We start from the raw sequence: 14,490 nt of genomic DNA on the forward strand, positions 1-14,490 counted from the left end.
GAGCACCCGGGATTCACGCAGGTCGCAATGAGATACGCTGTCGCTCGAAAGATGAGCGACGACAGGTTAGCGCAGATAGCGGCTTTCATCGGCGAGCTCGCCGAGGGCCGACAGGGCGAAGCACTGGCACTCACTGGCGATGATGACCTCGCCAAGATCGCCGCCGACCTCAACCGGATCGCCCAGTCCCGCTCGACCCACGCGCCCCGGTATGGCGGTCCGGCGGACACCGCGTTGTTCTCGCGTGGTCCAGTCGTGGTGTTTCGCTGGCGCAATGAGGCGGGCTGGCCGGTCGAGTTCGTGTCGGCCAACGTCGAGGCGCTGACTGGCCATCCGGCAGTGGAATTTGCGAGCGGGCGGTTGCCCTACGCCAGCCTCATCCTCGCGCAAGACGTCGGGCGGGTCGGCCAGGAGGTCGCCGACAACAGCGTCAGCGCCGATTGGTTCGAGCACCTTCCCTATCGGATCCGCCGCGCCGATGGAGAGATCTTGTGGGTCTACGACTACACAGTCGTGCTCCGCGATGACGAGGGCGCGGCGACCCACTTTTATGGCTACATCATGGATATCACCCAGCGGGTCGCGACTGATGAGCTCATCAAGCATCAGCTCGAGCTAATCGACAACTTGGGCGCGCCGATTTTGCAGGTCTGGGACGGGGTGCTCGCGGTCACGCTCGTCGGGCTGCTCAATGACACGCGGGCGACAAAAATGACCGAGGCCCTGCTGGCCCGGGTCGGCAATGATCATGCACACGCCGCGATCCTCGACCTCACTGGTGTCGAGGACATCGACTCGACCACGGCCTATCACCTCGGCAAGCTCGTCCGCGCGGTCAGGCTGTTGGGCTGTGAGTGCGTGCTGTCGGGGGTGTCGCCTGCGGTGGCCATGATCCTGGTCCGTCTCGACGTCGATTTTGACAGCCTGCGCATCTTTCGAACCTTCGCGGCCGCGCTTCCTGCAGTGGTCGGCCGTCGGGCTTCGAGTAGTATGAGGCGTGACTGATCGCCGCCGCGCGCTGATTCTACTGGGTGTGACGGCGACGATCGCCTGTCTCACTGGGTGCCGGGAGACCTCCAGCAATGTGCATGTCACCCCGGCGCAGCCCCAGCCGGGCGCCGTGCCCGAGCGCCCGGCGGTCGTGGCCCGGACCGGGGCCCCCGCATGTGAAGCCAGCGTGGGCCCAGGACGCGAGGTGCTCGTCGCCGGCAGGTCGACCGGGCTGATCGCCGAGTTCGACGACGAGGTCCGCCTGCGCAGCTACCCGTGGAGCGACGATCAAATTTTGCTCGCGGTCGGGCGGGCGCATCCGTGGCGCAATTGGATTCACTCTGACGAGCAACACACGCTGTGGCAAATCCCCTGTGACAACCCGAGCGCGAAGGTGGTCGCGCTGCACGTCGATGGGGCCGAGTTTTCGTGGGCCGCGCCGACCCCCGACGGGCGCGGGCTGTACTTCAGCTACAGCCCCGGGAGCGTGCAATTTTTCGACTACGCCACCAACACCTGGGGCCCCGTCGTCGAGCCCGCGCAGATCTCCGAGTGCTGGATGGCCGAGGCCCCAGTCACCGCTGACGACTACATCACTGGTTGGGCCGGCGTCGGTCAGCTCGCGGTGGTGACCGGTGGCCCGTGTGGGTTCGAGGCCGAGTGGCTGGGCGGGGCCGAGGTCATCGAGCTACCGAGCGCGGGCGCAGCTGGAGCCGCCCAGCGCCGCCCGGCCGTGCACGTCAGCAGCATCGCCGCCGATCCCAGCGGGCGACTGTGGGTGTCCAGCGGTGGCCTGTGCACGAAGGCACAGACCATGAAGTCGCGGGGCGCGGCTGGGGTGTGGCGCTCGACCGACGACGGCGCGCGCTGGGATCTCGTCGAGATCCCGGAGCTCGATGGTGCTGGGGTCGACGCCGTGTGGGCGGCCGCGAGCGCGCCCGAACGGTTGCTGCTGCGCTCGGAGTGCTGCTACGTCGAGGCCGCCGACTTTTGCTCGGGCGGCAAGCTGCTGCGGAGCGAGGATGGTGGCGCCAGCTGGGCTCGGGTCTCGCCCGGCGTGAACGGCTCGCCGCCAGGTGACCCGCACTTCTACGGCCCGGTCGAGGCGCTGCGCGTCGGGCCCGAGCTGCTCGAGCTCGACGCGCTCGTGAACACGGTAGAGGGTGCGCTACGCGTGCGCAGCATCGACGGTGGCCAGCGCTGGGCGCCGCTCGACCCCAATCACGCGATCGCGCCGACCCCCGCCGCCCGCCAGCTCGAGCTCGGCGGCTGGACCTTCACGATCGAGCCTGACGGCCTGGCGCGTCGCAGGCTCAGCGAGCCGGCCGAGCTGGTGTTGCGCCCGAGGGTCATCAACCTCGGTCGCTGACCCGGCTTGTTTCCCAACCGAAACCGGAGGGCTCCGCCGGGAGCATTGACCGACGGCGACGACGATCCGGTGGATCAATCCTCACGAGTTACTCCATGTTCGAGTTGCCCCAGGTTGGGATGCATACCTAACGATTCGTGGAGCCGCGATCGTATGCGCACATTCGCTCTGGCGTGATCTGTCCGCGAACGACGATGCGATCGAATTCACCGAACTTTGAGGCCAGACGACCCAGTGCCGAAGATTGTCACCCGTGACCAACCACGGCGCAATGGCCATACCCAACGCCCGGGTATCCACTCATGACTCACGAAAGTGCACATAGACAGCGGCGTGGGGAACAGAAATCATCGTGAGCATGACGAACAAAATTCCACTGTCTTCCGCGCTCGCCTTGGGCTTGAGCGCCTGTCTCACCTTGGCGTGCAGCGATGACCCCCAGGCCGACGGTGCGACGGCTGCCGAGACGGAGACTGAGACCGGCGACGGCGACGGCGACGGCGACACCAACGAGACCAGCGACTCCAACACCGGCGATGGCGACGGGGATGGCGATGGCGATGGCGATGGCGACCCCGGCGACGGCGATGGCGACCCGGGTGACGGCGATGGTGACGGCGACGGCGACGGCGACGGCGACGGCGATGGCGATGGCGATGGTGATGGCGACGGTGATGGCGACGGTGACGGCGACGGCGACGGCGACGTGTGCGGCGACGGCATGGTGACCGGCGACGAGGTCTGCGATGACGGCATCAACGACGGCTCCTACGACGGCTGCACCAACGACTGCCTCGCGCTCGGCCCCAACTGTGGCGACGGCGAGATCAACGGCCCCGAGACGTGTGACGACCTCAACGACGACTCCGCCGACGGCTGCCTGGCCAGCTGCATCATCCCCAACAGCTGCCTCGACATCTACAACTACGACGATCAGCTCGTCGACGGCACCTACATGATCGCGCCCGACGGCTACGACGGCGACGCGTTCGACGTCCACTGCGACATGGTGACCGACGGCGGCGGCTACACCTTCTTGAAGGTCGATCCAGGCGGCCCCGTGTTCGCCGTCGCGGCCGAGGCCCACTGCGCTGGCCTCGGCATGCAGCTGTGGATCCCCCGCAGCGAGCAGCACCTGCTGTCGGGCTGGTCGATCAGCAACGACGGCATGATCGGCGAAGCCAACGCGAACTTCATGCGGATCCTGGGCATCTACCCGAACCAGCAGGGCGCGACGTGTTCGCAGCAGCCGATGAACTCCAACAACCAAAACTGTGGCTGGAGCGCCAGCGACGGCGAGGCCTGGTGGGTCCACGAGCGCGACGACATCACCGAGCCCAACGGCGACAACTCGGTGACCGGATCAATGTACTACGCGTTCAACCAGGATGGCACCATTCAGTGGCACAACGACATCTCTGGCGACGGGTATAACAGCGATCGCATCATGTGCGACGTTGGCGATAAGCTGCCCTAGGGTGGTTTGACTCGGGCTCGAGCTGGGCTCGAGCTGAGAACGACGGGCCCCGACAGCGGAAGCTGCCGGGGCTCTCGGCGTCTCGCGGTGCGCGGATCACTTTGAACGCGCTACTCCTGCTCGCAGCAGCACTTGACCGCGCTGCTGAACTGCCACTCGATTGGCTCGTTGCATTCGCGTTCGCGCTCAGGCCCCTTGATCTCGGGATTCTGACACCACGACAAAGACGCAAAGAGCGCATAGGTATTGCCGCCGCATCCGCCGGCAACACACACGCTCCCTTGCGCAGCACATGCCTCGTCGCAGGTCGAGACTTCACTCTGCACCGCGCATTCGAGATAGGTTGGGGTGCAAACGCCGGCGTTGCATTCGCCGACGCCAGGATAGTTTGCGCCGGCGGGCTGACACATGCCGTCGCAGTTAGAGTCGAGAGGCCGTGAGCCGCACCCGGCGAGCAGCGTCAGCACGAACAGCACTCGAGGTCGCATCAGTACGATCCTCCGAAACCCACCGGGTAGGCGCCAGCCGGTATGGTGACCGATGGCTCGCAAGCGAAGTCGACGTCGTTGGGCAGACATCGCCACAGCGGACTGTGGAGGCTGGGATCATCCGGCTTGTACCACAGAATGTCGGAGCAGCCGTCGTCGTCGAAGTCGGCGATGTAGGGGCTGTAATCTCGATTGGTGGACAGGACACGGGACGTGTAGGTCTCGTTCTCGGCAAAGTACCAGAGTTTTGATGTCACGTGCACCATCTCCGCGAAGGGAGCAAACCAGAGGAGATCGTCGATCCCGTTGCCGTCAAAATCACCGACAAATGGGCGGTAGTCATGAACGACCTGTGCACTCGCTGCGGCGAACGATATTGTGCCCTCGTCGCTCTGCGACCACCACATGATGTCCGCCCCTGCACCAGCCGAATACCAGAATATATCAGACCTCGCATCTCCGTTGAAGTCACCAACCAGCGGTGTGTACTCAGCGCCGTCGTCGAGACCCAGAGTTCCAGCGTCGAACGGGCTATTTGCAACAAAAGTGTAGACCTGCTGACTGTCCCACTGCCAGGCCGAGATCTGGTTCTTCTGCGGATCATACCAAATGATGTCGTTCCGCCCGCCCGCAAACCCGCGGAACCGCCCCGCGAGCGGGTACGCATACCCGCCAAAGTTCATCGGGTACGTGACCACGTCGCCATCCTCGAGCACGAGCAGTGCGTCCTCCTCGGGCCCAGGTCGGTACAACAGGATCTGATCTGCGTTCCCACTCTCAAAGCTGCCGACGACCGGCACCGAGAACCAATCCAGATCCAGGTTCACCGCGTCGACCCCCGCGCCGTCGTTGAGCAGCAACGAGTCCGCCAGCACTGACCCCGGCCCGTGAAACAGTATGTCGAGATCGAACACCCCGCCGCTCAGCAGCGCTGGGCTCGGCCGCACCCTACCCTCACTGTCGAACGCCCCCATGCACGGAGGCGCGCTCCCGTCCGCACACAGCTCCTCCACCGCGAACTGGATCGGCTGCCCTGGCGCCCCGGTCGACGACCAGCGCTGCATCCGGGCGCTGCGGCTGGTCTGCCACAGGATCCCCGTCTGCCCGAGCCCATCATACGCATAGTCATCGACCTGACTCACCAGGCCCATCATCGACGCACGCCGCCGACCCCACGTGTATTGATAGTACGCGCCCAGTCGATCCCAAGCCGAGAGCCACGGCACGTTGGGGTTGACCCCCGCACAGAAGTCGTTGGCCATCACCGAGCTCCTGTCGGGTGGGGTCAGGCCCCGCCAGGGGATCTCGCCGAGGCCGTTGCAGCCGCTGTCGGGGTCCTGCTCCTCAGGCCAGCGCAGGTGCTCGTGGGTGAAGCCCAGCACGTGGCCCAGCTCGTGCAGCGCGTTGATGCGGGCCTCGTTCTCGTTGTCGAAGAAGCGCTGCAGTCCAAACACGATCTCGGCGTCCCCGTCGATGTTGGCCGGATCTTCAAACTCGTACTGAGGGAGCGCCTCGATTAAGACCCGACCCCCGCAAGCCCCCGTACACTCTGGTCCGGTGCGCACACGAAAGTGTATGCCATTCTCGCCGGGCTGACATTGACCGGAAGCCTGCGCCTCCGGGCTGTCATACTGCGCCAGGTGAACGAAGTTGACGTCGCCGGCCCGCTCCCACGCCCGCGTGGCCCACTCCATCGTCTCGATCAGCAGCGCGACGTGTTCGGCGTGAAGCTCTTCGTTGGCGGACAATGACGGCAGAACCCAGCCGACGCACCACGTGAGCGTGAGCTTGCGGCCCGAGCTCCACGCGGCGTCGAAGCCCCCTTCATCGTAGGCGGCCGCGGTTGGGACGGGCGGTTGGGCGCCTTTGCTCGCCTGCTCGTGCAGTCTGTCGTAGAGCGCGTGCAGGTCGGCGTCTGTCATGGCCTGGTCGCCTTCGACAAACCAGTAGTTGCCGACGCGTTCGGCGTACCTCGCGGCGAACTCTTCGAAGGTCATCTGACCGAACGCTGCGTTGATCGGTGTAGGCACGACGGGGTCGGGCTGCCTGGCTGGACCCGTAAACTCGATCCGACTTTGATGGTTGGCCAACGAGCCGCCGAACGCCTCGGGTCCATTCAGCTCCTGCGGGACAGGGGCGCCGTCAATCGCGTACCAGTTCTCGTCACAGTCGTCGCCACCCGGCAGCGGCGGGCCCGAGTCCCCACCATCGGTGCCGCCAGACTCCCCCAACGGCGGAATGACCTCGTCTTGGGAACAGGCCATGAGCGTGAGCACTGCCAATAGAACGATGGGTCCAAAATGTCCTGCGTGTTTCATGCATGCCTCGCCTAGCGGGAATATGCCGCAGACATGCACAACGGCGACTACTCAGCATACTCTGAACGCCTGTCGGCGATCATCGTATGACTACAAAGTCGGGGGTTCAAGCAATTTTGCGGCGCAGCGCCAGACCGCCCAGTCCAAACACCAACAGCCCGAGCACACCGCCAACCCCACCCTCACCAGTTACCGAGCAGCTGTCGGCCTCGAGATAATCCACGCTGTCATCACCACCACCCGCGCCCCCGTTGGTCTCGCCTCCCGCGTCGCCTTCACCTTCGGGCACGCAGGTATGGGTCGGGTCGCAGACCAGCCCCGGGTCGCACCCACCACCGTCGGTGCACGGGCAATTCTCACCGCCGACCCAGCACTCTCCGCCATCGGCATCACCATCACCATCACCATCGCCGGGACCCGCCTGCGGATCCACGCCGATTACCACGCGCGCCCCCGGGTGCACGTCGACGTCGACGGGCTCGAGGGTGTCGAAGTAGCTCGCCCCACCCAGCACATCGACGCTGTGCGCCCCCGGCCCGACCTCCGCGAAGCTGAAGTAGCCGGTCGCGTCGGTCACGACCTGCGCGCCGCCATCGAGCACGACGGTGACCCCAGCCGCGCCCATGCTCGCGTCCTCACAGGTCGCGCTGAAGTGCTCGGCGAACATGTAGCCCTGAACGTCGAGATCGATGAACCCCGCGCACGGACCATCGCTCGGGTCATAGTCGAGGCGTCGGTGCCCGACCAGCTCACCCGAGGCGTGCAGGTACTCGAACTGCGTGCCCGCGGCGACGAAGCACTTGTCGGTGTCGCTGAGCTCGCCCGAGGGCTCGAGGGTCTTCTTGATCCAGGTGTCGCCGGTCGCGGTCAGGGTGCAGGTCTGGCTGCGATCGACGACCCAACCCTCGAGTTCGCCCTCGCTGACCAGGTCGGTGATCAGCGCCATGTACAGATCCCAGTCCCAGTTGTCGCCGGGGTCGGTGTGCGTCTGGCTGGGCAGCTCCGAGTGAGCGACGATGTGCTCGCGGGTCAGCGGGATCTGATACTCGTCGGCGATCCACCGGGCGAGCTGCGCGGAGCTGCGATAGGTCTCCCACGTGTACCAGGCGGGGTCGTCGATGAAGCCCTCGTGCTCGATGCCAATTGAGACGCTGTTCGAGTTGCCCACGTGCCAGGCGCGATCCGAGAGGTTCACCATCTGCGTGATCTCGCCGTCGTCGCTCTGCATGCAAAAGTGCGCCGAGACGTTGGCGGCGGGATTCTGGAACCAGCTGATCGACCCGGGGTAGTAGCCCTGCATGGTGTGCACGACGATGTAGTCGTAGGACACGATCCCGCCCGCCGTGTAGTTCGACGGATCGGCTGGGATGAACGCCACAGCCAGCGGATACTCGGCCGGCCCCTCCGAAGGGATCGGCGTGAGCGCCTCGGGCAGCGTCGGTAGGTTGTATGGATCGGGGCGGGCGTGGTCGTCGTGCGGCTCGCTCGCATCGACATGGACGTCGATGCTCCTGGGCCCAGCCGCGAGACCCGTCACCGCGGCGATCGACAGCGGCGCGATCAACAAGAGCATGAGGTGTTTGATCTGCACCGACGCCATGCGCCCAGGATAGGGATGTACTCCGATGTGTGACAACAAAATTTACGGACCGCGCTTGGATCGGCCCTATTTGCCTGTTCTCGGCCCTGATCCGTGCCTGGCGCACGCGCGAAGCGCGAAATCGACCCGCACGTACGGAGCGCCTGCGCTCCCGTAGACTCCGGGCGTGCCGACCTACTTCGCCTACGGGTCCAACATGTCGCGGGTGCGGCTCGAGCACCGCGTGGGCGTCGTGCAGTCGCTCGGCCGCGCTCGCCTGAGCGAACACCGTCACCGCTTCTCGAAGCTCGGCAACGACGGCAGCGGCAAGGGCAACATCGAGCCGCACGCCGACGCGTCGGTGTGGGGCGTCGCCTATGAGCTCGACGACGATCAGTTCGCGCGCCTGACCGAGTTCGAGTCCGGATATCGACACACGGTCCTCGTCGTCGAGCTCGCTGCGTCTGGGATGTCGGTCAGCGCCTCGAGCTTCGTCGCGCTGAACATCGTTGAGGCCCTCGAGCCGCGCGCTGACTACATTGAGCACTATCGAATCGGGATGGCGGAGCACGAGATACCCATTGACTACCGTCGGCAATTGCTCGGTACGCTCGCACACCTACTCGGCTGAGCTGACTCGCGCGCCGCGGAGTTTCGCCACACCCAGCGGCTCGCGCTTGTCTAAACCGTGGGATGGGTGTAGCCAGACCCTGTGGCGGGCACTGGCGGGGCGGGCACGAGCGACGGGAGCGAGCGAGCGCCGCACGCCAACTTGTCGCTGCTCTCGCTCGACGACGAGACGATCGCGGCCACCTCGGACGGCGCGAGCTTCGACGGTGAGCACCCCGACGATGAGATCCCCGAGCGGATTGGTCGTTACCTGGTGCTCCATGAGCTTGGCGCCGGGGCGATGGGCGTCGTGTATGCCGCCTACGATCCCGACCTGGATCGCAAGCTCGCGCTCAAGCTGCTCCACGACGACGAGCACTCGGGCGATCGCACGATTCGGCTGCTGCGCGAGGCCCAGGCGCTCGCGCGGGTCTCCCACCCCAACGTCATCCAGGTCTACGACGTCGGCACCTTCGAGGAGCGCGTCTACATCGCCATGGAGTTCGTCGACGGCGTCTCGCTGGGCGACTGGCTGAGCGTCGAGAAGCGCTCGCTCGAGACCATCGTCTCGACCTTCGTCAAGGCCGGGCACGGGCTCGCGGCCGCCCACGACAAGGGCCTGGTCCACCGCGACTTCAAGCCCGACAACGTGCTCGTGGCCCGTGACGGTCGGGTGGTCGTCGTCGACTTTGGCATCGCCCACGCGGTCGCCCGGGTCGAGCGCGACGAAGATCGAGATCCGATGATCCGCAGCCGCGTCGCTGAGCACTCGGCGGCGTTCAGCCTGGCCTCGCTCACGAAAGACGGGCTGTCCAGGGACGGCTCGTCGCTCGACGGCTTCGGCGGCCTCGACAGCCAGCTCAGCAGCGCCGGTGACAATTCGGCCCGCACGAAAGGTGGCGGTGGGATCACGCGGGCGCTCGACGCCGAGGTCACGCGGGTCGGCGCGTTGATCGGGACCCCGGCCTACATGGCGCCCGAGCAGCTCGAGGGCCGCGCCACCGACGAGCGCAGCGATCAGTTCTCGTTTTGTGTGGCGCTGTGGCAGGCGATCCACGGCCAGCGTCCGTTCTCGGGTGAGTCGCCGCTGGCGCTGTGGCAGTCGATGCGCAACGCGGGCCTGCGCGCGCCCTCGACCACGCGGATCCCCGGCGGCATTCAGCGCGCGCTCAACCGGGGTCTGTCGGTCGAGCCCGAGCACCGCTTCGCCGACATGCGGGGCTTGCTGGCGATCCTCGAGCGCGACCCGGCGGCGATCCGCAATCGCATCGCCCTCGCGGCGCTCACCGTTGGCGCGCTGAGCCTGGCCGTGTGGGGGTTCGTCGACAAGCCAGAGCCAGCGGCCGAGCCGGTCTGCGCGGGCGCCGAGCAGCGCCTGGCCGGCGCGTGGGACCCGTCGCGGCGCGCGGCGCTCGAGCAGGCGTTCACCAGCTCCGGGGTCCCGCTCGCGGGCCAGGCCCTGCCCGCCGTGCTCACCAGCCTCGACGACTACGCGGCGCAGTGGCAGGCGATGTACACCGACGCGTGTCAGGCGACCCACGTCCGCGGCGAGCAGTCGGCGGCCCTGCTCGACCTTCGCATGGCCTGCCTCGAGGATCGCAAGCTTGGCCTCGACGCGCTCGTCGAGGTCCTGCTCGAGCCCGACGCGACCGTGATCGAGAACAGCTACATCGCGGTCACGAAGCTGCGCCCGCTCGAGATCTGCGCCGACCACGAGGTGCTGCGTGCCCGGGTCCCGCCGCCGCAGGGCCCGGCCGCGGTCGAGCGCGTCGAGCACATCGGGCGCGAGCTCTCGCGCGCGCGGGCTCGGCGTGACGCAGGCGATCACGAGCGCGCCCTCACAATCGCCCGCGAGGCCCAGTCGGGCGCCGCGCTGACCGAGTACACGCCGATCCAGGCGGCCGCGCGGATCGAGGTCGGCAAGTGCTTGATCGACGCTGGCAGCTACGAAGAGGCCGAGGCCACCCTCCGCGAGGGCTTCTATCGGGCGCTCTCGGTCGGCGACGACGAGGCCTCGGCCGACGCGGCCACCGCCCTGGTCCAGGTCACCGGGGATCGCCGCCAAGACTTCGTGGCCGCGCACAACTGGGCGGGGATCGCCGACGCGATCCTGGATCGCCACGACGATCAGCGCTCCCGCGCGCGCGTCGAGCTGCAGTACCTGGTTGGGGTCGTGCATTGGCGGCAGGGCGAGCTCGAGCGCTCGCGGACCGAGCTCCAGGCCGCGCTGGAGCTGGCGTTGGCGCTGGGCGACGATGAGTGGCTGCTCGAGGCGCGGGTCCACAAGGGCTTGGGCTCGACGCTGTGGGCCCTCGGCAAGCACGACGAGGCGGCCGAGCAATTTCAGCTGGTCGTCGACACCCTCGTGCACGAGCTCGGCCCGGGCCACCCCGAGGTCGGCTCGGCCCTCAACAACCTCGCGAGCGCGCACTTCAGCCAGGGCAAGCTCGACCTCGCCGAGCAGGAATTCCTGCGTACGATCGGGGTCTACGAGCTCAGCTACAAGACCGTGGCGGCGGACGGGACCGAGATCATCGATCACCCCAGCCTCGCCAACACGCTCAACAACCTCGCGGTCGTCTACACCAAGCGCGGCAAGCTCGAGCAGGCCCGCGACACACACATGCGCGTGCTGGGCATCCACGAGCGCACGCTCGGGCCCGAGCACCCGGAGCTCGCCAACTCGTGGAGCAACCTCGGGCGGGTGCTGCGACAGCTGCACGACTTCGAGGGCGCGGCCGACTACTACGCGCGCGCCTATGAGCGCCGGACCAAGGCGCTGGGGCCCGAGCACAGCGACACCATGACCTCGCTCGCCGGGCTCGCGCTCACGCAGATCGATCTGGGCGAGCGCGACCAGGGTCTGGCCAGCTTCGAGATCGTGCTCGAGACCCAGCGGCGCGTGCTGGGCGATGATCACCCCACGATCGCCGAGCTCGAGCATGATCTCGGCGTCGCGCTGGTCGGGATCGGTCAGCTGCGACCGGCCCAGGCGCTGCTGCGCAAGTCGTTGGCGACCCGCGAGCGGATCCTCGCGCCGGATCATCGGGACATCGCCACCAGCTTGGCCGCGTACGCCCACGCGCTGGTCGCCAGTCGCGAGTTCGCGGCCGCCAAGCAGCTGCTCGATCGGTTTCGGGCCATGGAAGAGGCGGCCGCGCCCGCGGTGTTCGAGCGCGCGCAGGTCCGCCTGGATCTCGCGCGGGTGCTGGTCGCCAGCGGTCAGCGGGGTCAGGCGCTGGAGCTGGCGCGAGCCGGGGTCGCGCTGCTCGCCGACGCCGAGGGGCCCAACGCCAAGCAGCTGAAGCGGGAGCTGCTGCGCTGGATCGAGACCAACGCGGCGGAGTGATCAACCGGCAGTCACGGTTGGTCGGGCGCTCGCGTGGGGGCCAAGGTTCGAAGTAGAGTCCCGCCATGTCCGATCGAGACGTTGAGCGAGACTGCACACCTCAGGCCTTTGTCGAGTCGCTCCGTCGGCTCGCTGATGCGATCGAGGCTGGGGAGTCGTTTCGGATCCAAGTCGCTGGCAAGCGCTTCACCGTCCCCGCCAAGGCCGAGCTCTCGATCGAGCACGAGGCCGCGGGCGGCGGCGAAGAGCTGGAGTTTCAGCTGCGCTGGAAGTCCGAGAGCTAGGTCCGCTTCTTTGCGGCTGGCCACGCGCCCGCGTAGCGGGACTGGGACGCCGTCGCGCACGAGGCGGGTGCGTCGGGGCCCGGGCTCGCGTGGGTGTGCATCGGCGCGGGCGCGCGGTCGATTGGTGCGTCAGCGAGCTCGCGCTCGCCCGCGAGTCGCAGCGCGAGCCGCATGAGGCTCTCGCGGCAGTCGGTATTGGTCTTGGCGAATAGATCCTGGATCGCCTGCAGCACCCGGCGCTCGTCGATCCCGAGCCGGCCCGCGATCGCGTAGCTGTTGCGGCCGAACAGCAGCGCGTGCGCGACGGCCTGCTCCCGCTCGGACAGGCCGAACGCGTCGCGCAGGCCGGCGACGAGGAGCTCGAGCACCTCGTTGATCCGTGCGACGCGGTGGTCCTCGGCGGCCGGCGGGGGACGAAGAGAGAGACGCGGGGAGATGGCGGGATCCGTGGTCATGGCGGCTTGGCTCGCGCGGCACCATGCGCGGGGCGGGGGCGAACCGTCAGGGACCGCAGCGTCACCAATGGTCTCCGAATCAAACGTGCGTCTGGGTCGCGCGGCACGTCGTTTGGCGGGGTTTGGGGGTGAGGCGGAGCGGGCGTCACCGATCGTCACCGGGTCTGGGTGCGGCCGTTGACCGGTCCTCGCCGAGTTCGGCTGCGTCGCCGGGCCCCGGGGAACGGTGCTGCGTGGCGAAGATCTGGGGCAGGCGTCGATGGTCCAGATCACCAGCCTCGAGCTCGAGTTTGCCCATGACACGATCTGGCGGCCCGCACCGCCAGGACGGTTTTGCTCGGCGCCCACGCTGTTACAAACGCGGCGGTCGATCTGGAGTCGATGACCCGCAATGTATTGTATCGAGCAAGTCTGGAGACACCACATGGACACGAAATGTCCCGGTATCGAACAAGAGCACGGCGCGCTCGTCACGTCGAATTCGAAACCGACCAGGGCTGTCTTGTATGTGCTGCAACAGCGCGCTGTCCAGCGGCCGCGGCGTTCGGCCGAAGAGCGCGGCGGGGTGCGCCCAGCTGAGGTCGAGCGCATCGGGTGGTGGCTCGCTGAAGTGCATTGGATGGCGATCGAGACAGTGATCCAATAGTGTGTCGCCAAGACGACCGAGCTGGTCGTGGCCACTGGGAAAGCCCGGCTTCGCGGGCGCGCCTCGCAGCAGCGTTCCATCGGGCTGGACCAGGACGTACAGGCCGCGCAGATGGACCCCTGTCAGCTCGGAGATCGGAGCCGACAGCGAGCGCGTGCCCGCTGCCATACTGGAGACGCGCAGATCAAACGCCGCCGGCAGGTCGTCGCGCGTGTCTGCGATCTCCATCTCCAGTTCGCGCAGCGCCGCGGGTGTCAACGGCATCATTCCACAGCCGGGTGTCGCATGCAGCGGCGAGAGATCGTGTGCGGCCACGCCCTCGGCCACCAGCATCTGCGTCAGCTCCCGCCAGCGGCCGAGGTTCCCCATGTGCACCACGGTGACCACCTCGACCTGGTCGACGCGGCTGCGGAGCCGGCGGAGCCCCGCCAGGGCGCGCGCAAACGTTCCCGGTCCCCTGACCTGGTCGTGCACCTCCGCGGGGCCATCCAGGCTGATACGAACGCGACGAGGCGCGAGCGCCGTGACGAGCTCGAGGCCGCGCGCGTCGATCAGTGTGGCGTTGGTGGCGATCTGCAGCGAAGTGAATCCCAGGAGCCCGTGATGCAACCCCTCACGACCCAGAGCACGCCTCCGAGCCCCGATCCCTGCGTCCCGAAACCTCGCAAGATCCCGGAGCCCCACCGCCGCCGCCACCTCCTCGAGCCCCGGCCATTGCAGCGGCTCGCCGCCCGTGAGCGTCACCTCGAACACCCCGCGCTCGTCGGCGGCGCGCAGGATGTCGAGCAGCGCCGGCCCCGACAGCTCCGGGTGAGGGTCATCGGAGCGCGATGCACAGAACCCACAGCGCAGGTTGCATCGTCGGGTGAGGTCCACCATGATCCGCAGCGGATCGACGCCCCCGTCCGCGCGGACCAGCGGGTGCG

11 protein-coding genes are annotated in these 14,490 nt (G+C 67.4%); 6 read left to right on the top strand and 5 right to left on the bottom strand.

What is annotated here, in order from left to right; genetic code table 11:
* Positions 1–51 precede the first annotated feature (51 nt).
* The 3 genes from ENSA7_RS35095 to ENSA7_RS35105 all read left to right on the top strand — a co-directional run bounded on the left by ENSA7_RS35095 (position 52) and on the right by ENSA7_RS35105 (position 3,836).
* Positions 52–1,005 (top strand): STAS domain-containing protein, encoded by a 954-nt coding sequence (locus ENSA7_RS35095; RefSeq protein WP_181234415.1) that lies wholly within the window; start codon positions 52–54, stop codon positions 1,003–1,005.
* A complete protein-coding gene (locus ENSA7_RS35100; RefSeq protein WP_146158502.1) occupies positions 998–2,359 on the top strand; it encodes a WD40/YVTN/BNR-like repeat-containing protein in 1,362 nt (453 codons plus the stop codon). Before ENSA7_RS35095 ends, ENSA7_RS35100 begins: the two co-directional genes overlap by 8 nt.
* Positions 2,360–2,759: 400 nt before the next feature.
* Positions 2,760–3,836, top strand: coding sequence for a fibrinogen-like YCDxxxxGGGW domain-containing protein (locus ENSA7_RS35105; protein WP_244924013.1), 1,077 nt, complete (start codon positions 2,760–2,762; stop codon positions 3,834–3,836).
* 110 nt (positions 3,837–3,946) lie between these two features.
* Here the strand turns inward: ENSA7_RS35105 and ENSA7_RS35110 are convergent, their stop codons facing one another.
* The 3 genes from ENSA7_RS35110 to ENSA7_RS35120 all read right to left on the bottom strand — a co-directional run bounded on the left by ENSA7_RS35110 (position 3,947) and on the right by ENSA7_RS35120 (position 8,242).
* Positions 3,947–4,312, bottom strand: coding sequence for a hypothetical protein (locus ENSA7_RS35110; protein WP_106093780.1), 366 nt, complete (start codon positions 4,310–4,312; stop codon positions 3,947–3,949).
* Between the two features lie 11 nt (positions 4,313–4,323).
* Positions 4,324–6,588, bottom strand: coding sequence for a hypothetical protein (locus tag ENSA7_RS35115; RefSeq protein WP_106093781.1), 2,265 nt, complete (start codon positions 6,586–6,588; stop codon positions 4,324–4,326).
* 160 nt (positions 6,589–6,748) lie between these two features.
* Positions 6,749–8,242: an N-acetylmuramoyl-L-alanine amidase gene (locus ENSA7_RS35120; protein WP_106093782.1), complete on the bottom strand. Its 1,494-nt coding sequence runs from the start codon at positions 8,240–8,242 to the stop codon at positions 6,749–6,751.
* Between the two features lie 166 nt (positions 8,243–8,408).
* Between ENSA7_RS35120 and ENSA7_RS35125 the strand changes: the two genes are divergently transcribed.
* The 3 genes from ENSA7_RS35125 (at position 8,409) to ENSA7_RS35135 (ending at position 12,463) form a co-directional block, all read left to right on the top strand.
* Positions 8,409–8,852 carry a gamma-glutamylcyclotransferase family protein gene (locus tag ENSA7_RS35125; RefSeq protein ID WP_106093783.1) on the top strand — a complete coding sequence of 148 codons (444 nt, stop codon included), beginning with the start codon at positions 8,409–8,411 and terminating at the stop codon, positions 8,850–8,852.
* 81 nt (positions 8,853–8,933) lie between these two features.
* Entirely contained in the window at positions 8,934–12,179 is a 3,246-nt protein-coding gene (locus ENSA7_RS35130) for a serine/threonine-protein kinase (RefSeq protein WP_106093784.1), read from the top strand.
* A gap of 65 nt (positions 12,180–12,244) precedes the next feature.
* Entirely contained in the window at positions 12,245–12,463 is a 219-nt protein-coding gene (locus ENSA7_RS35135; protein WP_106093785.1) for an amphi-Trp domain-containing protein, read from the top strand.
* On the opposite strand, the gene ENSA7_RS35140 is transcribed toward ENSA7_RS35135, so the two are convergent.
* Positions 12,460–12,918: a helix-turn-helix transcriptional regulator gene (locus ENSA7_RS35140; protein ID WP_106093786.1), complete on the bottom strand. Its 459-nt coding sequence runs from the start codon at positions 12,916–12,918 to the stop codon at positions 12,460–12,462. The two genes, ENSA7_RS35135 and ENSA7_RS35140, sit on opposite strands and share 4 nt — an antisense overlap.
* A 352-nt stretch (positions 12,919–13,270) precedes the next feature.
* Positions 13,271–14,443 carry a radical SAM protein gene (locus ENSA7_RS35145; RefSeq protein ID WP_244924030.1) on the bottom strand — a complete coding sequence of 391 codons (1,173 nt, stop codon included), beginning with the start codon at positions 14,441–14,443 and terminating at the stop codon, positions 13,271–13,273.
* Positions 14,444–14,490: the final 47 nt, after the last annotated feature.

The organism is Enhygromyxa salina (genome assembly GCF_002994635.1).
Lineage (GTDB): Bacteria > Myxococcota_A > Polyangia > Nannocystales > Nannocystaceae > Plesiocystis > Plesiocystis salina_B.